This window comes from Saccharomonospora azurea NA-128 (genome assembly GCF_000231055.2).
Taxonomy (GTDB): Bacteria; Actinomycetota; Actinomycetes; order Mycobacteriales; family Pseudonocardiaceae; genus Saccharomonospora; species Saccharomonospora azurea.
Window position 1 is genome coordinate 1,813,952 of sequence record NZ_CM001466.1, and the last position, 20,899, is coordinate 1,834,850.

Sequence of the window (20,899 nt, forward strand, 5' to 3'; positions counted from 1 at the left end):
GGGTACAGGACGGGCCGACGGATTACTGTGCGAGTCCAAAACGACGCTCCAAGTATCGAACGAGTAGAGAGGCAGGGTAACTCAAAAGGAGGAACAAAACCCCGGCGATGGTGATCGGTTCGACATACCGGAAAGCCAGGGAAGCCTCCTCCTCTGCCGCTCCCACGATGTCCAGCACACCGATGGCCAGAAGCAGCGGTGTCTCCTTGAACATCGAAATCGTGTAGTTGCCGAGCGCGGGCAGCACCCGCGGGATCGCCTGGGGCAGGATCACCGCCGTCCACACTCGACGGGTCGGCAGGCTCAACGCGGTGGCCGCCTCCCACTGCCCCTTCGGGACGGCCTCGATGCCCGCCCGGTACACCTCGGCGGTGTACGTCGCGTAGTGCAGACCCAACCCCAGCACGCCGGTCACCATCGGCGACAGCGTGACCCCCACCAGAGGCAGGACGTAGAACAGGAAGAACAGCTGCACCAGCAGAGGCGTGCTGCGCACGAACTCCATCACGAGCCACACCGCTGTGCTGACCACCCGGATGGGAGATCGGCGCAGCAGTGCGAACACGAGACCGAGCACGTACGCGAGCAGGGCACCGAGGACGGTGGCCTGCAAGGTGATCAACAGCCCTTCGAGGATCGCAGGCAGCACCTCGAAGGCGAAGTTCCAGTCCCACACGGCGTTCACGCCACACCACCGCCCGTCGCGACCGCCTGGTCCCGCTTGGCAGGCGTCCTACCGACCTTCCGTGCCGCCCACCGTTCCAGCAGCCGCATCAGGAAGGTGATCACAATGGACAGTACGAGGTAGAACAACAGCAGCAGCGTGAAGATCAGCGCGACCTCGCTCGTGAAGGCCGGAACGAGGATCACCGTGGCCTGGTGCGTCATCTCGGGCACCGTGATGAACGTCAGCAGGGCCGTGCCCTTGAGCAGTTGGATGAACAGGTTGTTGAACGGCGGAACCATCTCCACCAGCGCCTGCGGCAGGATGATCCGCCGCAAGCGCTGGGCCGAGCTGAAGTTGAGCGCCACCCCGCCCTCGTGCTGTTCCTTGGGCACCGACTGGACGGAACCTCGCACGATCTCGGCACCGTAGGCACCGAAGTTCAGGCCGAGCACGAGAATTCCCGCCCACAGCGGCAGGAGCTGGAAGCCGGTCAGCACGGGGAGCACGAAGTAGAGCCAGAAGAGCTGGACCACCTCGGACGTGCCCCGCCAGATCTCGATGTACACCCGCGCGACCGTCCGCACGGCGACGCGGTGCGACAGTATCGCGAGGCCGGCCACGAAGGACAGCACCGTGGCCAGGATGATGCCGCCGACGGTCGCCTGGACCGTGACCAGGAGGCCGTCGGCGATGACGGAGACGAAATGGGGAACGTCGTCGAACATGGTGGGTCACCGCTCCCTCGGCATCACTCGCTCGCGCACAGCCTCTGCGTGGTGACGTCTGCGGGGGGCAGGTTGTCCTCCGTGAAGCCGAAAGGCCGGACGATCTCGAGCCACTGCCCGTTCTGGTGCAGCTTCTGCAGCTCCTGGTTGAAGGCGTTGACGAGGTCGTCGTCCCCCTTGCGGAACACGAAGCCACCCGCCTGGATCTGCTCCTTGCCGTCCACGACCGGCACGAAGCCCTCGGTGATCTCCAGTCCCGAGTCGGGGTTCTGGTCGAGCAGGGCGCGCAGTGAGATGTCGGTGAGAGCTCCCGCGTACGCGCGGCCTGCCTGCAGCGCCTGGACCATGTCGGCCTGGCCGCCGTAGGTCTGCACGTTGGCGATGCCCAACGCCTCGGCCACCTGCTGCTCGATCGTGCCGGAGAGCACGGCGAGGTTGACGCCCTTCGCCTTGACGTCGTCGAAGTTGTTGATGCCTTCCGGGTTGCCCTGCGGCACGAGGAACGCGGTGTTGGTGACGTAGTCGACCGCCGAGAACTGGGCCTGCTGGCACCGCTTGGGGATGATCGCCATCCCCGCGGCCACCATGTCGTACTGCACGGCGTTGAGCCCCGGAATCAGCTGGTTGAAATCGACCTGCTGCGAATCGACGTTCGGCACGCCGATCGCCTGGAACACGGCCTTGGCGACCTCGGGAGACTCACCGGTGAGCTTGCCGTCCCGCGTGAATCCGTACGGGATTTCGCCCGCGATACCGACCTTCACGGTTCCGGCGTCGCGAAGCCTCTGCAGAGTGTTCCCACCACCCTGGGAACCTGTCTGCGGCGCTTCGGTGCACGCCGCGAGTGTCGCGGTGGCGCCCACGACAAGCGCCGATTTCAGGGCAGAACGTCGGGACAAAGCCCGTTGTGCCCACTCACCCTGAGCCATGATCGCACCCTTCTATTCCCGGGGTCTGTTCGCCGACTCAGGCGAACGATCATCTCTACATGGTCACCGAACGTAGGGGCTCCGCCCGATCGGGTCAAAACCACGATGACCGTCCGTTACCAGAAAGAAATCAACGTGACGAGACGTCGAACCGGCGAAAAGATCCCCTGCGTACAGCGCCGACCAATATGAAATGGCTGATTCACATCAACTCCCGGCGGCGCACGCTCCCTATACCGACCGTATGTCTGTACCCACGATTCGGCAGCTCAACGACGCGTCACGGGGGTTGTCGCACCACCTGGTGGTCCACCGATCCGGCGGCACGGAGCGTGCGGATACGACGACTGAACGCGTCCGGTTACGCTGACGCGACGTGACCTGGAGTACGTACGCCAGCTACCTCGTTCTGGTGATCTTCGTTGTCCTCGCTCCCGGGCCGGACACCGTCGTCACACTCAAGAACTCGTTCGCGGGCGGGTTCCGTGGCGGCCTGGTGGCCACGGCGGGGATCGCGACGGGCAACGTCATCCAGGGCACGGCCGTCGCGTTCGGTCTCGGCACCCTCATCGTGCAGTCGCAGACCGTCTTCCAGACTCTCCGCTGGCTCGGGGTGGCCTACCTCTGCTACCTCGGGGTCCAGGCGCTGCGCTCGGCGTACCGGGGCGACTACGCGGCCATCGACGAGGCCGGCGTCCAACACGGCGCCCTGCGGCGGTTCCGGGAGGGACTGCTCTCGAACGTCACCAACCCGAAGGTGCTCGCGCTCTACCTCTCGGTGCTTCCCCAGTTCATCGACCCGGCGCACAACTCGCTCGGCGACACGCTGCTGCTGGCGTACACGGTGGCCGTGCTGGGCGCGATCTGGCTGGTGCTGCTCGTGGCCTTCGTGCACTCGGTGCGGGCGTGGCTGCAGCGCAGAAGCGTGCGCCGAGGCCTCGACACCGCCACCGGCACGACCCTCATCGGATTCGGCGCCGCCCTCGCCCTCGACGGCTGAGCCAGTGCGCCCGACATCGTGTCCGCCGCCTGCGTACGCGAGTTCGCACTTCACGTACGCCCGGCAGAATGCCTGCCGGCGTGTCCGCCGGCAGGGGATCGTCAGTCGGAAGCGGCGCGGTCCGGCTCACCCGCCACGCGCTCGATATGCGCGCCCAGGCGGTTGAGGTTCTCGACGAAGGACGGATAGCCCCGGTCGATGTGGAAGACGTCCCACACCGTGGTGACGCCCTCCGCGCACAGGCCCGCGAGCACGAGCCCCGCGCCCGCCCTGATGTCGGAAGCCCACACGGGCGCGCTCGACAGCCGCTCGACACCGCGGACGACGGCGTGGTGGCCGTCGGTGCGCGCGTCCGCACCGAGCCGGACCATCTCCTCGATGAAGCGGAACCGCGCCTCGTAGACGTTCTCCGTGATCATCGACGTGCCGTCGGACACCGACGACAGGGCGACCGCGAACGGCTGGAGGTCGGTCGCGAAACCCGGGTACGGCAGGGTCACGAAGTCGACGGCCTTCGGCCGGTCGTCCTGGACGACACGGAAGCCCTTCTCGCCGAAGGTCGTCACGTCGGCTCCGGCCAACCGCAGCTTGTCCAGCACGAGGTCGAGGTGGTGCGGGTCCACGCCCGTCACGGTCACGTCGCCCCTCGTCATGGCTGCGGCGAACGCCCAGGTGGCCCCGACGATGCGGTCGCCGATGACGTAGTGCTCCGTGGGGTGCAGCGTTTCGACACCCTCGACCGTCAGCGTCGACGTGCCCGCGCCCTCGATGCGTGCTCCCATCTCGGTGAGCATCGTGCACAGGTCGATGATCTCGGGTTCGCGTGCGGCGTTGTCGATCACCGTGGTGCCCTTCGCGAGGACCGCGGCCATCAGGATGTTCTCGGTGGCTCCCACGCTCGGGAAGTCGAGCCAGATCTGCGCACCGTGCAGCCCTTCGGCCTCGGCCACCACGCACCCGTGCTCGATCGCGCTCGTCGCACCGAGCTTGCGCAGCCCGTTCTGGTGCATGTCCAACGGCCTCGATCCGATGGCGTCTCCACCCGGGAGTGCGACCACCGCGCGCTTCAGCCGCCCGACCAGCGGACCGAGCACACACACGGACGCCCGCAGCTTGCCCATCGCGGGCGAATCCGCACGGTGCGACAACTCCGCGGGCGTCGTGATGTGCGTGACGTCGCCGTCCATCTCGACCGTGCAGCCCACACTGCGCAGCACGTCCGCCATCAGCGGCACGTCCAGGATCTGCGGGCAGTTACGGATCGTGGTGGTTCCCTCGGCGAGCAACGCAGCTGCCATCAGCTTCAGAACGCTGTTCTTGGCCCCGACAACCTCGACCTCGCCGACCAGACGCGCACCGCCGTACACGTCGAAGTGCTCGCTCATGGTCGCCCATCATGCCCGGCTCGGTCACAGCCTGTGCGCTGGGGCACGTTAGCGACCAACCGGGTCACAAGATCGCTTGTAGTGAAACATTCGGCCACTCCAGGACGATAGGTCGCCGTCCACCATGGTCACATCTCGATGTGGCCGGTACCTCCGCCCCGAGCGTGGCCGTAGACTGCCGCCATGTCCGTACGGATCAACCGCGTTTACACCCGGGTCGGCGACAACGGCACGACAGCGCTGGGGGACGGCACACGAGTGCCCAAGACCGATCCCCGGCTCGGGGCGTACGCCGACGTCGACGAGACGAACTCCGTCGTCGGCGTGGCGATCGCGCTGGGCTCGCTGCCCGACGAGATCACGACGGTGCTCCGGACGGTCCAGAACGATCTGTTCGACGTGGGCGCCGACCTCAGCACGCCGGTGGCCGAGAACCCGCCGTACCCGCCGTTGCGCATCACGCAGGACTACGTCGACCGGCTCGAAGGCTGGTGCGACGAGTTCAACGAACGGGTCGGCAAGCTGAACTCGTTCATCCTCCCCGGAGGCACTGCGGGCGCCGCGCTGCTGCACCAGGCTCGGACGGTGGCCCGCCGAGCGGAGCGATCGGCCTGGCTCCTCGTGGAAGCCGACCGCGAGGGCACGAACCCGCTCGCGGTCACCTACCTGAACCGGCTGTCGGACCTGCTGTTCATCCTCGCCCGGGTCGCCAACCCCGACGGCGACGTGCTGTGGAAGCCGGGCGGCGATCGCTGAGGCCGACGCTCAGCTGGCCCGGGGCAGCTTCCGTCCGGGAGGCGCCGACTCCAACCACGACAGGAAGCCGGTCAACGCACCGGGCCCCATGGCGATCTCGATGGGCTCGTCCTCGCCGGGACGGCACCGCAACACGCGAGCACCCGGGGGCACGGCGTACGACTCCGTCCCCACCGGGTCACGACGAGCGATGATCTGAAGAGTGTCCCTGCGGAACACGCGGCTCGGCCCGATTCGCAGGCTCCACACGCGGTACCACACGAACTCCTCACCGCGGTAGCGGCCTACGCCCAGGTGCCAGCCGGACCTCTCCCGGTCCGGCTGCCACCGCAGAGCGACACTGACGCCGCCGTGGCGGCGCATGTACACCCACCGCAGTGTGTAGGCCAACGCGACGGCGAGCAGCACGAGCAGGAGTCCCAGGACCAGCGTTGCGATGTCCATGGTCGGCTCCCGCTCGTTCCCCGGTCAGACCGATTGACCAGCCGCTCGAAGCCTGGCCGCGGCCCTCGCGCGCTCGGTCTCGTCCTCCTCGGCCAGCGCACGACGCGCCTGCTCGACGTCGACCTCCTCGCCCAGCTCGGCCGACTCCGCGAGCACACTGACCGCGTCGGCGGTGACCGACAGGAAGCCCCCATGCACGGCCGCCGTCACGGTCTCGTCGTCCGTGGTCGTCACCTTGACGATTCCACCCTCAACGAGCTGCCCCAGGACCGGCTCGTGGCCGGGCAGGATGCCGATCTCGCCCTCGGTGGTCTGCGCGGCGACGAACTTGGCCGTCCCCGACCACAGGCGGCGTTCGACAGCCACCAGCTCGACGGACATCTCAGCCACGTAGCTCTCCTTCATGCCTCACGCGCGTTCCGCCCAGTGTAGCTTGGGGCCACCGAGACACGGTCGCACCCGTTGATACACGAACGACGGGGCCACATCCACAGTGGACGTCACCCCGTCGCTCACGGAACTCACTTGCCGGTGATTTCCTTGTACTTCTTCTCCAGGTCGTCGAGGCCACCGATGCCCAGGAACGCCTGCTCCGGGTAGTGGTCGAACTCACCCTTGGTGATCTTGTCGAACGCCTCGACCGTCTCCGACAGCGGCACCGTCGAACCGGGGATACCCGTGAAGGTCTCCGCGACGAGCATGTTCTGCGACAGGAACCGCTCGATACGGCGGGCCCTGTTCACCGTCAGCTTGTCCTCTTCCGACAGCTCGTCCATACCGAGGATCGCGATGATGTCCTGCAATTCCTTGTACTTCTGCAGGATCCGGATGACCTCGGAGGCGACCCGGTAGTGCTCCTCGCCGACGATGGCCGGGTCGAGGATCGTGGAGCTGGAGGCCAGCGGGTCCACGGCCGGGAAGATGCCCTTCTGGAAGACACCACGCGACAGCTCGGTGGTGGCGTCCAGGTGGGCGAACGTCGTCGCCGGAGCAGGGTCGGTGTAGTCGTCCGCGGGCACGTAGATGGCCTGCATCGACGTGATCGAACGGCCCCGGGTCGAGGTGATGCGCTCCTGGAGCACACCCATCTCGTCCGCCAGCGTCGGCTGGTAACCCACGGCCGACGGCATACGACCCAGCAGGGTCGACACCTCGGAACCGGCCTGGGTGAACCGGAAGATGTTGTCGATGAACAGCAGCACGTCCTGGTTCTGCACGTCGCGGAAGTACTCCGCCATCGTCAGAGCGGACAGCGCCACGCGCATACGGGTGCCCGGCGGCTCGTCCATCTGCCCGAACACGAGCGCGGTGTCGTTGATGACGCCGTCCTCGCTCATTTCCAGGAAGAGGTCCGTGCCCTCACGGGTGCGCTCGCCGACACCGGCGAACACCGAGGTACCACCGAAGTTCTTGGCAACACGGGTGATCATCTCCTTGATGAGCACCGTCTTGCCCACACCGGCACCACCGAACAGACCGATCTTGCCACCCTGCACGTACGGGGTGAGCAGGTCGATCACCTTGAGGCCGGTCTCCAGAATCTCGGTCTTACCCTCGAGCTGGTCGAACGCCGGCGGCTTGCGGTGGATGCTCCACCGTTCCAGATCCTCGCCGTAGCCGGGCTCGTCGAGGCACTCGCCGAGCGCGTTGTAGACGTGGCCCTTGACCTTGTCACCCACCGGCACCGAGATCGGCGCACCGGTGTCGGTGACCTCGGCACCCCGCACCAGGCCGTCCTGCGGCTGGAGCGAAATGGTGCGCACGAGGTTGTCGCCGAGGTGCTGCGCCACCTCCAGGGTGACGGTCTTGCGGAGCTCCTCGAAGTCGATCTCGACCTTGAGGGCGTTGTTCAGGTTGGGCACCGCGCCACGGGGAAACTCGACGTCGACGACCGGCCCCGTCACGGAGACGATCCGCCCCTTGGCCGCGGTTGCTGTGTCTTGCACGGCAGTCATGGCTTACACATCACTTCCTGTGGCGGCGAGCGCGTCCGCCCCACCGACGATTTCGCTGATCTCCTGGGTGATCTGGGCCTGGCGGGCCTGGTTCGCCAGTCGGGTGTACGTCTCGACCAGCTCCTGGGCGTTGTCCGACGCCGACTTCATGGCGTTGCGCTGCGCCGCCAGTTCGGATGCCGCCGACTCCAGCAACGCCGCGTAGATCCGCGTGTTGATGTACTTCGGCAGCAGCGCGCCCAGCAACTGCTCGGCACTCGGCTCGAACTCGTACGCCGGGGGGATGCCCGCGGGGGCCTCCTCGGTGTACTCGACCTCGAGCGGAGCGATACGACGCGCGACCGGAGTCTGCGTGAGCATCGAACGGAACTCCGTGTAGACGATGTGCAACTCGTCCACACCCAGCACACCGTCCGCACCCGCGTCGGTGCCCTGGTCGTCCGCTCCAGCGAGGAACGCCTTCACCAGCGTCTCGCCCACCTCGGCGGCGTTCTCGTAGTGCGGCTGCTGCGAGAACCCGGTCCAGCTGCCCGCGATCTCGCGGTCGCGGAACCGGTAGAAGTTCACGCCCTTACCGCCGATCACGTAAAGCTGCGGGTCCTTGCCCTGCTCTCGGAGCAGGGCAAGCAGCTCCTCCGTCGCACGCAGCGCGTTGGCGTTGTAGCCCCCGACCAGACCCCGGTCACTGGTGACCACCAGCACCGCGACCCGGGAGGGGTTCGGACGCTCGACCAGCAGCGGGTGGTCGAGACTCGTGCTGGCCCCGGCCAGGGCGGAGAGCACGTTGGTGATCTCCGTGGCGTAGGGGCGCGACGCCTCGACCCGTGCCTGCGCCTTGCTGATGCGGGAGGTGGCGATGAGCTCCATCGCCTTCGTGATCTTCCCGATCGACTTGGTTGCCCGGACCTTCTGCCGGAGCTCGCGAAGCTGAGCGGCCATTACTCGCGCCCTACTTCTTCACAGCCGCGGGACGGTGCACCTTCACGGACTCCTGCCCGACCTTGTCGGCGTCCATGGGATCCACGGTCTCGTCGCCGACCAGCGACTTGCCCTCGGAAGTGGTGAAGCCCTTCTTGAACTCCGCGGTGACGGACACGACCCGCTCCGCGAGCTCGTCGGACCACTTACCGGTGTCCCGGATCGAGGCGAGGATGTCGTCGTGCTTGTGCCGGATGTGCTCGAGCAGCTCCGCGTTGAAGCGCGCCGTGTCCTCGATCGGCACGTCGTCGTAGTGCCCCTTGGTGCCGAGGAAGACCGTGAGGACCTGCTGCTCCACGGGCACCGGCGAGTACTGCGGCTGCTTCAGCAGCTCGTACAGGCGAGCACCACGGTCGAGCTGCGCCTTCGACGCCGCGTCGAGGTCCGAGGCGAAGGCGGCGAACGCCTTCAGTTCCTCGTACTGCGACAGGTCGATCCGCAGCGAACCGGAGACCGTCTTCATGGCCTTGATCTGGGCGTCACCACCGACTCGCGACACCGAGGTCGTCACGTCGACGGCGGGACGCTGACCGGAGTTGAAGAGGTCCGACTGGAAGAAGCACTGCCCGTCGGTGATCGAGATGACGTTGGTGGGAATGTAGGCCGAGATGTCGTTGGCCTTCGTCTCGATGACCGGCAGACCGGTCAGCGAGCCACCGCCCAGCTCGTCCGACAGCTTGGCGCAGCGCTCCAGCAGACGGGAGTGCAAGTAGAAGACGTCGCCGGGGAAGGCCTCACGGCCCGGCGGACGACGCAGCAGCAGCGAGATCGCGCGGTACGCCTCGGCCTGCTTGGTGAGGTCGTCGAACACGATCAGGACGTGCTTGCCCTGGTACATCCAGTGCTGGCCGAGCGCGGAACCCGAGTAGGGCGCGAGCCACTTGAAGCCGGCCGAGTCGGAAGCCGGAGCGGCGACGATGGTCGTGTACTCCATCGCGCCCGCGTCCTCGAGCGACTTGCGCACGGAGGCGATCGTCGAACCCTTCTGGCCGACGGCGACGTAGATGCAGCGAACCTGCTTCTTCGGGTCGCCGCTCTCCCAGTTGGCCTTCTGGTTGATGATCGTGTCGACGCAGACGGCGGTCTTGCCGGTCTTGCGGTCACCGATGATCAGCTGACGCTGACCACGGCCGATGGGCGTCATCGCGTCGATCGCCGTGATACCGGTCTGCAGCGGCTCGCCGACCGGCTGCCGCTCCACGACCGAGGCGGCCTGAAGCTCCAGCGCGCGGCGCTCCGTGGACTCGATCTCGCCGAGGCCGTCGATCGGCTTGCCGAGCGGGTCGATGACACGGCCGAGGAAGCCCTCGCCGACCGGAATCGAGAGGATCTGGCCGGTGCGCTTGACCTCCTGGCCCTCTTCGATCGAGTCGAAGTCACCGAGGATGACGACACCGATCTCGCGCGGGTCGAGGTTCTGTGCGACGCCGAGGATGCCGCCGGGGAACTCCAGCAGCTCGTTGGCCATGGTGCCCGGCAGGCCTTCGACGTGGGCAACACCGTCGCCGGTGTCGACGACGACGCCGACCTCTTCCCGGCTCACGTCCGGGGAATAACTCGAGACGTAGTTCTCGATCGCGTTGGCGATCTCATCCGAGGAGATCGTCAGCTCCGCCATGTCGTTCCCGCTCTCACTTCGTTCTTGCCAGTGTGCAAAGTATGTGTCATGTCGCCGACTCGCTCACCCGGCCAGTCGCCTGCGGAGGGCTTCCAGCCTGCCGGCGGCACTGCCGTCGATCACCTCGTCGCCGATCCGGACCACCAGACCGGCGCCCAGCGAGCGATCGAGGGCCACGTGCAACGCGATCGGTCGCCCGTAGAGCCGCTCCAGCTGACCCGAGAGGCGTTCCCGCTGCTCGGCAGTGAGTTCCGTCGCGCTGGTGACCTGCGCCACGGAACGATCGCTGCGGGCGGCGGCCAACTCGACCAGCCGGTCGACGCCGTGTGCGGCACTGCGGCCCCTCGGGCGGATGAGGGCCTGTTCGATCAGCACCTTCGTGATCGGGTCGACCTTGTCCGCGACGAGCTGGCGAGTGAGACCGCGCTTGGCCTCGGTGGGCGCCGTCCGGTCGGACAGCGCCCGCTCCAGTTCGGGCCTGTTGTCCAGGATACGAGCGAACTGGAACAGTTCGTCCTCGACGGCGCCCAGTTTGCCCGCTTTTTCCGCACCGGCGAGCAGTGCGGTGAAGCCGAGGTGTTCGAGGCCGTCCACCAGCTCACGCGGGTTCGACCACCGTGCGCCCACCACGGCTTCCAGCACCGACAGTGCGGGGGCCGAGAGCTTGTCCCGCAGCAGGGAGGAGACCAGCTGCTTGCGGGCCTCGGGATCCGACGAACCGTCCGACACGGCCCGCCGCAACCCGATCTCCCTGGTGAGCAGATCCACCACGGAGAGCAGCTCCTCCCCGACTGCGGACGGATCGGCGCCCGCGTCGCCGAGCACTCCGTCGAGACGGGTCTCGGCGTAGCTCAGAGCCTCGCGACTCGCAGCATGCAGCGTCATCTAGGCCCTACTTCCTTGCTCCGGCCGCACCAGCCGCACCACTGGCTTCGAGCTCACTCAGGAACCGGTCGACAGTGCCGCGGCGCCGTGCCTCGTCCTCGAGCGACTCGCCCACGATCCGCCCGGCAAGCAGGACGGCGTTGCGTCCGAGATCGTCTCGAAGCTCGGCCACCAGCTGGGCCCGCTGGGCCTGCAGCTGCGCCTCGCCCTGCGCGACGATGCGTCGCGCCTCTTCCTCGGCCTGTGCCCGCAGCTCTTCCTTGATCTGTTCGGCCTCGGCCCGCGCATCGTCGCGGATCTTGGCCGCCTCGGTCCGAGCCTCGGCGAGCTGCGCCTTGTACTGCGCCAGCGCCTGCTCCGCCTCGGCCTGAGCCTTCTCGGCCTTCTCGATGCCGCCCTCGATCTTGGCTGCCCGCTCCTCGTACAGCTTCTCGAAGCGCGGTTTGACGAACTTCGTCATGACGAACAGCAGGAGGAGGAAAGCGATAAGACCGATGATGATCTCGGAGGTGTGCGGAAGAACAGGGTTGTACTCTTCCTGCGCCAGAATCATCGCCGTCTCCACTTCGTCTGGTTACTCAAGCAGTCGGTGGAGGGACGTCAGCCCGCGAGGAAGAAGAGCACGAAGCCGAGCAGCGCGAGCACCTCGACCAGGGCGAACGTGGTGAAGCCGATGTTCATCAGCTTGCCCTGAGCCTCGGGCTGACGGGCGGTGCCGCTGATGACCGACGAGAAGATCATGCCCACGCCGATACCACCACCGATGGCACCGAGGCCGTAGCCGATGACGGCGAGACCCGGGGTGATGTCGATCTCGGCGGCCTGCTGAGCAAGAAGCATGGAGCTCACGTGATTTCCCTTTCCAACTTCGTCCGTGTTCGGTTAACGGAGCATTTGCCTTGGGGTTGAACGGACGTCACCTTCGCGTAGGCCGTCCGCCGGTCTTTCTGGGGTCGACTCAGTGCTCGTCGGCGAGAGCCGCCCCGATGTAGTTGGCCGACAACAACGCGAAGATGAACGCCTGGATCACCATGATGAGCGCCTCGATGAACGTGATTGCCAAGGCACCCGCGAACGAGAACGCGGAAACCGCCTTCACCAGCCCCTCGCCATGCAGCAGCAGGTACTCGGCCGAGATCCCGAACAGCATGATCAACAAGTGGCCTGCGAACATGGCGGCGAACACTCGGATCGCCAGTGTGATCGGGTTCATCACGAACTTGGTGAAGAACTCGATCGGCGTCAGCAGGATGTACACGAACTTCGGCGCACCGGGGGGAACAAGCTGGTTCCTGAGGTAGCCGCCGAGCCCGTGCTTCCGGATACCCGCGTAGTGGTAGACCGGGTAGACCACCAGCACCGACAGGGCCAGCGGGAACCCGATGTGGGACATCGTCGGGAACTGCAGGATCGGCACGAGCCCGAAGAGGTTGTTCACCAGGATGAAGGTGAACAGGCTCAGCACCAGCGGCACGAAACGGAGGAAGTCCTTCGCGCCGATCTGCTCACGAGCGATGTTGTTGCGCCCGAAGTCGTAGAGCGATTCGACGAGGAACTGCCCTTTGCCCGGGACGACGCTCATCTTCCTGGTGGTCAGCAGGAAGAAGGCCACGATGATGACGACCGAGAGCACGGCAAGCAGCATGGGTTTCGTGACCCAGCCGAAGATTGCCGGCAGATTGAATGCTTCTGCCGTCGGCGGTGTGAATTCGTCACCTGCGGCTACTACCAGCGCGCCCAACTGGGCTCCTTCCGGTTCTCCCGGCCGGCGTTCACTCCGCCGGGGGAATCGTCACAAACCTGGACTTAACGTACCGGATACAGATCCAGCACCGTACAGGGCATCCCCGGAACGGGAATGGGACCTTGTCGCGGACGATACCAGGGGGTACTCAGGCATTCCGTACGGGCGTACTTCTCAGTCCCCGTTCGGGAGCGCTGCCTTACTCCTGAGTAGTGCGCTGGGCCGAACGGGCGACGACGAGCGTCGGGGTCTTGGTGGTCCGGAAGGCGACCACCTCGGCCGCGGCCCACGCGACGACGGTCGTCAGCATGCCGAACGCCAGGGTGGGCCGCGAGAACGTGTCGACGTCCCGTAGCAGCAGCATGACCACGAGCAGCGCCGTCATCTTCACGGCGTAACCGCCGAGGGCGAGGCTCATCAACGCGCTCGGCGGGCGGGTGGCGGCGATGCGCATCATCGTGATCGTCACCAGCGAGGAGCCGTACCCGAGCACCGCGCCGAACCCGGCACCGATCAACCCGGGTTGACCGGCCGACACGGTGGCGACCCCTACGGTGACCAGCACGAACGGCAGCGACAGGCGCATGCCCCACCGCAGCATCGCGTCGGCCAGCGCGTGCACCGACCGAGCGTGGGCGGCACGGACCTCGGCGTCGGCGTCCTCGGCGAGGGCGGCCGCGTCGGCGGGGACGTCGTCGGCGCCGGAGCCGACAGGCGTGGCGTCGGACGTCGAGTCGGCGGCCTTCTCGTCCGCGCCACCGTCCACTGCGTTCATTCGCCTCGCCCTTCGGTCAACTCCAGCGGTCGACCACGTCGACCCGGTCGGCCTGCTATGCCTGAGTCACTCAGGCCCCCAGCCGCGACCAGCCTAGGTGGTGGTCTTCTCCCGCTGCCGCCGGAGGCGGGGAACGAACGAGACGAGCGCGGCGATCACGAGACCGCCACACGTGATCCAGAACACGGCGGCGGTGTCGAACATCGCCACCGCGACGGCTCCGAAGGCGAGCAGCGCGGCCCACAGGTAGATGAGCAGGACGGCACGACGCTGCGAGTGCCCGATCTCCAGCAACCGGTGGTGCAGGTGCATCTTGTCCGCGGCGAACGGACTCTCGCCGCGGCGCGTGCGGCGGACGACGGCCGACACCAGGTCGAGCAGCGGGAGGAACAGCACCGCCGCCACCACGAACAGCGGCGAGAGCAGGGCGACGACGTCCGTGGCGTCGAACGACGTGTAGACGATCCGGCCCGACGCCGACGTGCTCGCCGCCGCCAGCATCAGACCGATCATCATCGAGCCCGAGTCGCCCATGAAGATCTTGGCGGGCTGGAAGTTGTGCGGCAGAAAGCCGAGACAGGCTCCGGCGAGCGTCGCCGCGATCAGCGCGGGCGGGTAGGTACTGACTTCCCCGCCGGAGGAGTGGAGCAGCCACAGGGTGAACGTGCACGTCGCCGCGGCCGCGATCAGGCCGAGCCCACTGGCGAGCCCGTCGAGGCCGTCGACGAAGTTCATGGCGTTCACCATGACGACGACGAGCAGCACGACCAGCAGTCCGCCCTGGTTGCGGTCGAACATGAGCACGTTGCCCACCGCGTCGGCGTCACCGCCCCACGGCACCCACAGCGAGACCCACTGCACACCGAACAGCACGAGAATGCCCGCGCACAGCACCTGACCCGCGAGCTTGGTCCACGCGTCGATCTCGAACCGGTCGTCGAGAGCGCCGATCAGCACGATCACCCCACCGCCGATGAGGACGGCCACGGGGTCGTAGGAGTACTCGAACGCCCGCCGCAGCACCGGCAGCTGGTGGGCGAGCGCCATGCCGCCCACGACGCCGAAGTACATCGCGACGCCGCCCATCCTCGGGATCGGGACGACATGGACGTCTCGTTTCCGCGGAACGGCGACGGCCTTCACCTTGATGGCGAAGCGGCGCACCACGGCGGTCAGCAGGTAGGTGAGCGCGGCGGAGACGAGGGCGACGAGCAGGTACTCGCGGATGGGGAGGCCGGTGGGGACGGCGGAGTTCACGGCCGCGTCACCCTCCGAAGGACACAAACGGGTGGTTCACAGTGCGCAACGGTACCGCTACAGTCCACGCTCACTGTTCCCGGCCGATCTCCATGCCCAGGGCCTCCGACACCGCCTCGGTGCTCACCGCACCCTCACGCAACACCGACGGACGCTCACCCGTGAGATCCACGATGGTCGACGGGACGGGATCGCCGCTGGGACCACCGTCGAGATAGACCGCGACGGACTCCGCCAACTGCTCACGGGCGTCCTGCGCCGTCGACGCCGGCGGCCTCCCGGAGACGTTGGCGCTCGACACCGCCAGGGGCCCGACCTCACGCAGCAGTTCGAGCGCCACCGGGTGCAGCGGCATGCGCAACATCACAGTGCCGCGGGTCGAACCGAGGTTCCACTGCAAGCTCGGCGCGTGCGGGACGACGATCGACAGGTCGCCGGGCCAGAACGCCTCGATCAGCGATCTCGCCTGCGGTGAGAGGCCGAGCACCAGTCCGTCGATGGTGGACCAGGAACCCACGAGAACGCCGACCGGCATGTCGGGCCCCCGGTTCTTGGCCCTGAGGAGAGCCGCCACGGCATCCGGGTCGAACGCGTCGGCACCGATTCCGTAGACGGTGTCAGTCGGAAAGACAACGAGTCTGCCGGACCGCACCGCCGAAGCCGCGGCTTTCAATCCGTCGGACCTCGTGTGCGGCTCACCGCAGTCGTACACCGCGCTCATGCGCGCCAAGCTTAGCGATGCCCTCGGCCGGGGCCGCGCCCCACGGCGGTCAAGCCCGCCGAGCCGTGACGAACCGGGGACGCCCGGTGAGATCCGGGTGGTCGGCGACGTCGGTCAGCACCCGGCGCGCCTCCAGCAGAGGCGGCACCGCGTGTGCGTGGGTGTCGTCGTGCTCGATCGCGACCCCACCGCCGGGCTTGAGCAGGCGCGCCGCCATGGTGACGACGTGCCGGATCACCTCCAGCCCGCCGTGTGCGGCGAACACCGCCTGGGGAGGGTCGTAGTCGGCCACCTCGGGCGGCACCGGCGTGCCCTGCGGCACGTACGGCGGGTTGCAGAGCACGAGATCGACCAGACCGTCGAGCTCGGCGAACACCGTGTCGTCGGTCACGTCGCCCGAGTAGAGGCGGATCGGTGTGTCCCCCGCCTCCGCCCGCAGATCGGCGTTGTGGCGCGCCCAGGCGAGCGCGTCGGGGTCGTTGTCGACCGCGTAGACGACCGCGTCGGGCCGGGCATGAGCCACGGCCAGCGCCAGGGCTCCCGACCCGGTGCACAGGTCGACGACCACGGGGTACTCGCGCCCCTTCAGCAGGGTCAGCCCCCACTCCAGCAACAGCTCGGTCTCGGGACGCGGCACGAACACACCCGGACCGACTCGGACACTGACCGCGCCCATCACAGCCCCACCGAGGAGGTACTGCAGGGGCACCCGCGTGGCACGTTCGTTGACCACACGGCCGATGGCGTCCACGACGGGGGGATCGACGAGCGGAACCAGCGGCAACCGTCCACGGTCGACGCCCAGCACGTGGGCGGCGATGAGTTCGGCTTCGGTCCGCGGTGACGCGACGCCGGCCTCCTCCAGGATTCGAGCAGCCTCCAACAGCGCCAGTCGTAGGGGCATTCTCTTCACGGCGTCAAGACTTGCACATGTGTCGGACGACGGGGACCAAGCCCACACCGTGCCTCCGGATGCCGTCCGGTCGGGTCAACGCCGAGGCGGTTTTCGGATCAGCACTCCAACGCCGTCCGCAGGCACTGGGAGCTCGCCGACCCGTACATCCGGAGGTGAGGAGCACGGCCGGGGCGAACGCTTCGAGGTGTTCGGTGAGCCGGACGCGGACGTGGTCGACCGCTCACGCGCCGGACTGCGCCTGCGCCATCCGCTCCTCCCGGTCGGCGGCGCGCAGCGCGTCCAGCACGCCCGTCAACTCTCCGTCCAGCACCTGGTCGAGGTTGTAGGCCTTGTAGTTGACGCGGTGGTCCGAGATGCGGTTCTCCGGGAAGTTGTACGTGCGCACGCGTTCCGAGCGGTCCACCGTGCGCACCTGCGAGCGGCGGGCGTCGGCGGCCTTGGCCGCCGCCTCCTCCTCGGCCAGCGCCTGCAACCGCGCCTGCAACACCTGGATGGCCCGGGCCCGGTTCTGGATCTGCGACTTCTCGTTCTGGCACGACACCACGATCCCGGTGGGCAGGTGCGTGACCCGCACCGCCGAGTCGGTGGTGTTGACGCTCTGCCCTCCGGGGCCCGACGACCGGAACACGTCGATGCGCAGATCGTTCGGATCGATCTCGACCTCGATCTCCTCGGGCTCGGGATAGATCAGCACTCCCGCCGCCGAGGTGTGGATACGGCCCTGCGACTCCGTCGCCGGAACCCGCTGCACCCGGTGCACGCCGCCCTCGTACTTGAGCCGCGCCCACACGCCGTCGACGTCCGTGCCCTTGCTCTTGATGGCCACGGTGACGTCCTTGTAGCCGCCGAGGTCGGACGGCGTGGCGTCGAGGACCTCGGTCGTCCAGCCCTGCCGCTCGGCGAACCGCAGGTACATGCGCAGGAGATCGCCGGCGAACAAGGCCGACTCCTCGCCACCCTCCCCCGACTTGATCTCCATCACGACGTCCGAACCGTCGTACTGGTCGCGCGGCAGCAGCAGCTCCGTGAGCCGCGACTCCAACGCGGGAACGCGCTCGGCCAGGCGGTCGGCCTCCTCGGCGAACGACTCGTCCTCGACCGCCAGCTCCCGGGCCGCCGCGAGGTCGGAGCGCGTGGCCTCCAGCTCGTTGACGGTCTTCACGACAGGCGCCAACTCGGCGTAGCGGCGCCCCAGCTTGCGGGCCCGGGCCTGATCGGCATGCACTGCCGGGTCTGCCAACTGCTCTTCGAGCTCGGCGTACTCGTCGAGCAACCCTCGCAGCGATTCCGACTCCACGGCCCTTACCTTCCTCGAACGCCTACCTCACCGACACGGGTGCACCGCGTGAAACGCGAACGGCGCCCGCTCCCGCCGCGTGAGCAGGGAGCGAGCGCCGTGCACGAAGCTACTTCTTGCGCTTGCCGTAGCGAGCCTCGAAGCGCGCCACCCGACCACCGGTGTCGAGGATCTTCTGCTTGCCCGTGTAGAACGGGTGGCAGTTCGAGCAGACCTCGACGTGGATCGAGTCCGACGCGGCGGTGCTGCGGGTGGTGAAGGTGTTGCCACAACCGCAAGTCACCGTGGTGACGTGGTAGTCAGGGTGAATACCGCTCTTCATGGTGTCCTCTCTCAACTGGCCGCCGGATCCCCACGCCACCGCGTGAGGTGAACCGGAGCCGGACGTCAGCGGAACAAGTCTGCCAGAGCAACAGACGCGTCCTTCAACGCACCCTGACGGGTGGCTATTCCACCGGCGAGCCGCGACGAACGAGGTCGGCGCCCTCACCGATGACGAGGGCCTGTCCGGCGTCGGTCGACAGCCCGGGCAGGCCCTGACGTCACGGGATCGGCGGAAGCCGACGCTCAGTCGTCGTCCGCGCCCGGTGCGGTCTTGGAGACCTGCATCAGGAACTCGATGTTGGTCTTCGTCTTCCGCAGCCGGTCGAGCAGCAGATCGATCGCCTGCTGCGAGTCGAGCGCGTGCAGCACCCGGTGCAGCTTGTGGGTCACCGCCAGCTCGTCGGGGGAGAGCAGCAGCTCTTCCTTACGAGTACCCGACGGGTTGACGTCCACGGCCGGGAACACCCGACGCTCGGCGATCTTGCGGTCGAGCTTGAGCTCGGCGTTACCGGTGCCCTTGAACTCCTCGAAGATCACCGTGTCGCCCGTGGAGCCCGTCTCCACCATCGCCGTGGCGAAGATGGTGAGCGAGCCGCCGCCCTCGATGTTGCGCGCCGCACCCAGGAACCGCTTCGGCGGGAACAGCGCCGTCGAGTCGACACCACCGGACAGGATGCGACCGGACGCCGGCGCCGCCAGGTTGTAGGCCCGGCCGAGCCGCGTGATGGAGTCGAGCAGCACCACGACGTCGTGTCCCATCTCGACGAGCCGCTTGGCCCGCTCGATGGACAGCTCCGCCACCGAGGTGTGGTCCGACGGCGGACGGTCGAAGGTGGAGGCGATGACCTCGCCCTTCACCGACCGCTGCATGTCGGTGACCTCTTCCGGACGCTCGTCCACCAGCACCACCATGAGGTGGCACTCGGGGTTGTTCGTCGTGATCGCGTTGGCGATGTCCTGCATGATCGTCGTCTTGCCCGCCTTGGGCGGCGACACGATCAGCGCACGCTGGCCCTTGCCGACCGGCATCACGAGGTCGATGACCCGCGTGGTCAGCTTGTTCGGCGTGGTCTCCAGCCGCAGCCGCTCGTTGGGGTACAGCGGCGTCAGCTTGTGGAACTCGGGGCGCTTCTTCGCGACCTCGGGGTCGAGCCCGTTGATCGAGTCGACGCGTACCAGCGGGTTGAACTTCTGCCGCTGCTGCTCGCCCTCACGCGGCTGCTTGACGACACCCGTGATGGCGTCACCACGGCGCAGACCGTACTTGCGGACCAGCGACAGCGACACGTAGACGTCGTTGGGGCCGGGCAGGTAACCCGAGGTGCGCACGAACGCGTAGTTCTCCAGCACGTCGAGGATGCCCGCGACCGGCAGCAGGACGTCGTCCTCGCGGATCTCGGTCTCGCCGCTGCCGCCGCCCTCGCCGCGACCCCGGCGACGACGGTCCCGGAACCGCCTGCTGCGGCGGCCCCCGCGCTCGTCGTCGTCGTCGGCCTGGTTGCCGTTCTGCTTGTTCTGGCCACCACCGGCGTTACCGCCCTGGTTGCCACCCTGGCCGCGCTGCTGGTTGCCGGACTTGCCGTCCTTGTCGCCGCCGTCGCGCTGGCCCGACTCGTCGTCGGAACGCGAAGCATTGCCACTGTTGGCACTGTCGGAGGAGGACCCGCTGCGGCCCGAGCCACGCCGACGCCTGTTCGACCTGCTTCCGCCGTCGTCCTGGGCGTCACCGCCGGAGCCGCCGGACTTGGCCGCCGACGTGTCCTTGCTCTCTGCGGAGTCCTTCGAGTCCTTCGAGTCCTTCGAATCCTTGGAACCCGCGGAGTCCTTGGTCTCCTTGGCTTCCTTGGCGTTCTTGGCGCTCGTGGTGTCGGTGGTGTTCGTGGTGTTCGGAGCCCCCTCGGCAGTGCTGCCGTCGTCGCCCGCCGCGGTCTTGGCGGACCCGCTCGGCTTCTGGCCGGCCTCGTCACGCTTGGTCGTACGCTTCGCCTTGGCCTCGTCGGCCGCACTGGCCTCGCCCACGCCGTCGAGAGGCAGCGTCGCCGCCGGGGCGGACTCGGCGCCCGCGGCACTGTCCTTGGCCGTCGACTTCGTACGCTTCGTCTTGCCCTGACGCTCACGGATCGCCGCGATCAGATCGCCCTTGCGCATTCCCGTGGTGTCGCCGATACCCAGCTCGGTGGCGAGCGCGCGAAGCTCGGCGATCACCATTCCCGACAACCCGCCGGGACGCCGCTTCGGAGCCGCTTCAGCGCCGTTGGCCTGCGGTGTCCGCTCCCCCGAGTCGGACGATGCAGACGGTGCTGCCGGGGTCTCGTCGCCGCTCAACAGATCGGTGTTGCTCACACATGTCCTTCCTGACCGGTCAACGCTCCATGCGCGGACCAGCGGACCACCGCCCGCGTCCGAATTGCGAGACGGCATACTGGGATCTCTGTGCGGCCGGTCCGTCGCCGAAGATGCAAGACACAGCGAGAACCGCCGTCATGAGATCAATCGATCACCGTGTTTACCCGAAACCCCGTC

The 20,899-nt window shown here is 67.5% G+C and carries 22 protein-coding genes; 2 read left to right on the forward strand and 20 right to left on the reverse strand.

The genetic code is table 11. The features are described 5' to 3' along the window. Positions 1–22: 22 nt before the first annotated feature. The 3 genes from ehuD to SACAZDRAFT_RS08205 are packed head-to-tail and all read right to left on the reverse strand — an operon-like array spanning position 23 to position 2,321. Positions 23–685: an ectoine/hydroxyectoine ABC transporter permease subunit EhuD gene (ehuD, locus tag SACAZDRAFT_RS08195; RefSeq protein WP_005440492.1), complete on the reverse strand. Its 663-nt coding sequence runs from the start codon at positions 683–685 to the stop codon at positions 23–25. Next, the gene (ehuC, locus tag SACAZDRAFT_RS08200) at positions 682–1,392 is read right to left on the reverse strand and encodes an ectoine/hydroxyectoine ABC transporter permease subunit EhuC (protein ID WP_005440493.1); all 711 of its coding nucleotides are present in this window, start codon (positions 1,390–1,392) and stop codon (positions 682–684) included. The genes ehuD and ehuC overlap by 4 nt, the downstream gene beginning before the upstream one ends. 23 nt (positions 1,393–1,415) lie before the next feature. Next, positions 1,416–2,321 (reverse strand): substrate-binding domain-containing protein, encoded by a 906-nt coding sequence (locus SACAZDRAFT_RS08205; RefSeq protein WP_005440494.1) that lies wholly within the window; start codon positions 2,319–2,321, stop codon positions 1,416–1,418. 376 nt (positions 2,322–2,697) lie between these two features. On the opposite strand from SACAZDRAFT_RS08205, the gene SACAZDRAFT_RS08210 reads away from it, so the two are divergent. Next, positions 2,698–3,321: a LysE family translocator gene (locus SACAZDRAFT_RS08210; RefSeq protein WP_005440495.1), complete on the forward strand. Its 624-nt coding sequence runs from the start codon at positions 2,698–2,700 to the stop codon at positions 3,319–3,321. A 101-nt stretch (positions 3,322–3,422) separates the two neighbouring features. Here SACAZDRAFT_RS08210 and murA read toward each other — a convergent pair whose 3' ends face one another. Next, positions 3,423–4,706 carry a UDP-N-acetylglucosamine 1-carboxyvinyltransferase gene (murA, locus tag SACAZDRAFT_RS08215; RefSeq protein ID WP_005440497.1) on the reverse strand — a complete coding sequence of 428 codons (1,284 nt, stop codon included), beginning with the start codon at positions 4,704–4,706 and terminating at the stop codon, positions 3,423–3,425. A gap of 183 nt (positions 4,707–4,889) precedes the next feature. On the opposite strand from murA, the gene SACAZDRAFT_RS08220 reads away from it, so the two are divergent. Beyond that, positions 4,890–5,462 (forward strand): cob(I)yrinic acid a,c-diamide adenosyltransferase, encoded by a 573-nt coding sequence (locus SACAZDRAFT_RS08220; protein WP_005440499.1) that lies wholly within the window; start codon positions 4,890–4,892, stop codon positions 5,460–5,462. Positions 5,463–5,471: 9 nt separating this feature from the next. Here the strand turns inward: SACAZDRAFT_RS08220 and SACAZDRAFT_RS08225 are convergent, their stop codons facing one another. From SACAZDRAFT_RS08225 to rho, 16 genes are all read right to left on the reverse strand, one after another. Continuing rightward, positions 5,472–5,906 (reverse strand): DUF2550 domain-containing protein, encoded by a 435-nt coding sequence (locus SACAZDRAFT_RS08225; protein ID WP_005440501.1) that lies wholly within the window; start codon positions 5,904–5,906, stop codon positions 5,472–5,474. Between the two features lie 24 nt (positions 5,907–5,930). Then, a complete protein-coding gene (locus SACAZDRAFT_RS08230) occupies positions 5,931–6,296 on the reverse strand; it encodes a F0F1 ATP synthase subunit epsilon (protein ID WP_005440503.1) in 366 nt (121 codons plus the stop codon). 131 nt (positions 6,297–6,427) lie between these two features. Next, positions 6,428–7,861, reverse strand: a complete 1,434-nt coding sequence (gene atpD, locus SACAZDRAFT_RS08235) for a F0F1 ATP synthase subunit beta (RefSeq protein ID WP_005440505.1) — start codon at positions 7,859–7,861, stop codon at positions 6,428–6,430. 3 nt (positions 7,862–7,864) lie between these two features. Beyond that, positions 7,865–8,800, reverse strand: a complete 936-nt coding sequence (locus tag SACAZDRAFT_RS08240; RefSeq protein ID WP_005440507.1) for a F0F1 ATP synthase subunit gamma — start codon at positions 8,798–8,800, stop codon at positions 7,865–7,867. 10 nt (positions 8,801–8,810) lie between these two features. Next, entirely contained in the window at positions 8,811–10,457 is a 1,647-nt protein-coding gene (gene atpA / locus SACAZDRAFT_RS08245; protein ID WP_005440509.1) for a F0F1 ATP synthase subunit alpha, read from the reverse strand. A 63-nt stretch (positions 10,458–10,520) separates the two neighbouring features. After that, positions 10,521–11,342, reverse strand: coding sequence for a F0F1 ATP synthase subunit delta (locus tag SACAZDRAFT_RS08250; protein ID WP_005440511.1), 822 nt, complete (start codon positions 11,340–11,342; stop codon positions 10,521–10,523). A 7-nt stretch (positions 11,343–11,349) separates the two neighbouring features. Then, positions 11,350–11,895, reverse strand: a complete 546-nt coding sequence (locus SACAZDRAFT_RS08255) for a F0F1 ATP synthase subunit B (RefSeq protein ID WP_005440513.1) — start codon at positions 11,893–11,895, stop codon at positions 11,350–11,352. A 47-nt stretch (positions 11,896–11,942) separates the two neighbouring features. After that, positions 11,943–12,182: a F0F1 ATP synthase subunit C gene (locus SACAZDRAFT_RS08260; protein WP_005440515.1), complete on the reverse strand. Its 240-nt coding sequence runs from the start codon at positions 12,180–12,182 to the stop codon at positions 11,943–11,945. 118 nt (positions 12,183–12,300) lie between these two features. After that, positions 12,301–13,083, reverse strand: a complete 783-nt coding sequence (gene atpB / locus SACAZDRAFT_RS08265) for a F0F1 ATP synthase subunit A (protein ID WP_005440516.1) — start codon at positions 13,081–13,083, stop codon at positions 12,301–12,303. A 202-nt stretch (positions 13,084–13,285) separates the two neighbouring features. Then, positions 13,286–13,861 carry a hypothetical protein gene (locus SACAZDRAFT_RS08270; protein WP_005440517.1) on the reverse strand — a complete coding sequence of 192 codons (576 nt, stop codon included), beginning with the start codon at positions 13,859–13,861 and terminating at the stop codon, positions 13,286–13,288. Between the two features lie 93 nt (positions 13,862–13,954). Beyond that, positions 13,955–15,118, reverse strand: a complete 1,164-nt coding sequence (locus tag SACAZDRAFT_RS08275; RefSeq protein ID WP_005440518.1) for a glycosyltransferase family 4 protein — start codon at positions 15,116–15,118, stop codon at positions 13,955–13,957. Between the two features lie 70 nt (positions 15,119–15,188). Further along, positions 15,189–15,839: an L-threonylcarbamoyladenylate synthase gene (locus SACAZDRAFT_RS08280; RefSeq protein WP_005440519.1), complete on the reverse strand. Its 651-nt coding sequence runs from the start codon at positions 15,837–15,839 to the stop codon at positions 15,189–15,191. 49 nt (positions 15,840–15,888) lie between these two features. Beyond that, entirely contained in the window at positions 15,889–16,752 is an 864-nt protein-coding gene (gene prmC / locus SACAZDRAFT_RS08285) for a peptide chain release factor N(5)-glutamine methyltransferase (protein ID WP_037295117.1), read from the reverse strand. 223 nt (positions 16,753–16,975) lie between these two features. After that, complete coding sequence (prfA, locus tag SACAZDRAFT_RS08290) at positions 16,976–18,052, reverse strand: peptide chain release factor 1 (protein WP_005440521.1); 1,077 nt, start codon at positions 18,050–18,052, stop codon at positions 16,976–16,978. Between the two features lie 109 nt (positions 18,053–18,161). Next, a complete protein-coding gene (gene rpmE / locus SACAZDRAFT_RS08295) occupies positions 18,162–18,374 on the reverse strand; it encodes a 50S ribosomal protein L31 (RefSeq protein WP_005440522.1) in 213 nt (70 codons plus the stop codon). A gap of 245 nt (positions 18,375–18,619) precedes the next feature. Beyond that, a complete protein-coding gene (rho, locus tag SACAZDRAFT_RS08300) occupies positions 18,620–20,719 on the reverse strand; it encodes a transcription termination factor Rho (protein ID WP_040927713.1) in 2,100 nt (699 codons plus the stop codon). Between the last annotated feature and the right edge of the window lie 180 nt (positions 20,720–20,899).

Excerpts from the sequence above, each read along its gene's own strand:
- ehuC (WP_005440493.1), bottom strand. The coding sequence starts at position 1,392 with ATGTTCGACGACGTTCCCCATTTCGTCTCCGTCATCGCCGACGGCCTC.
- SACAZDRAFT_RS08205 (WP_005440494.1), bottom strand. The coding sequence starts at position 2,321 with ATGGCTCAGGGTGAGTGGGCACAACGGGCTTTGTCCCGACGTTCTGCC.
- murA (WP_005440497.1), bottom strand. The coding sequence starts at position 4,706 with ATGAGCGAGCACTTCGACGTGTACGGCGGTGCGCGTCTGGTCGGCGAG.
- SACAZDRAFT_RS08220 (WP_005440499.1), top strand. The coding sequence starts at position 4,890 with ATGTCCGTACGGATCAACCGCGTTTACACCCGGGTCGGCGACAACGGC.
- SACAZDRAFT_RS08225 (WP_005440501.1), bottom strand. The coding sequence starts at position 5,906 with ATGGACATCGCAACGCTGGTCCTGGGACTCCTGCTCGTGCTGCTCGCC.
- atpD (WP_005440505.1), bottom strand. The coding sequence starts at position 7,861 with ATGACTGCCGTGCAAGACACAGCAACCGCGGCCAAGGGGCGGATCGTC.
- SACAZDRAFT_RS08240 (WP_005440507.1), bottom strand. The coding sequence starts at position 8,800 with ATGGCCGCTCAGCTTCGCGAGCTCCGGCAGAAGGTCCGGGCAACCAAG.
- atpA (WP_005440509.1), bottom strand. The coding sequence starts at position 10,457 with ATGGCGGAGCTGACGATCTCCTCGGATGAGATCGCCAACGCGATCGAG.
- SACAZDRAFT_RS08250 (WP_005440511.1), bottom strand. The coding sequence starts at position 11,342 with ATGACGCTGCATGCTGCGAGTCGCGAGGCTCTGAGCTACGCCGAGACC.
- SACAZDRAFT_RS08255 (WP_005440513.1), bottom strand. The coding sequence starts at position 11,895 with ATGATTCTGGCGCAGGAAGAGTACAACCCTGTTCTTCCGCACACCTCC.
- SACAZDRAFT_RS08260 (WP_005440515.1), bottom strand. The coding sequence starts at position 12,182 with ATGCTTCTTGCTCAGCAGGCCGCCGAGATCGACATCACCCCGGGTCTC.
- SACAZDRAFT_RS08270 (WP_005440517.1), bottom strand. The coding sequence starts at position 13,861 with ATGAACGCAGTGGACGGTGGCGCGGACGAGAAGGCCGCCGACTCGACG.
- SACAZDRAFT_RS08280 (WP_005440519.1), bottom strand. The coding sequence starts at position 15,839 with ATGAGCGCGGTGTACGACTGCGGTGAGCCGCACACGAGGTCCGACGGA.
- rpmE (WP_005440522.1), bottom strand. The coding sequence starts at position 18,374 with ATGAAGAGCGGTATTCACCCTGACTACCACGTCACCACGGTGACTTGC.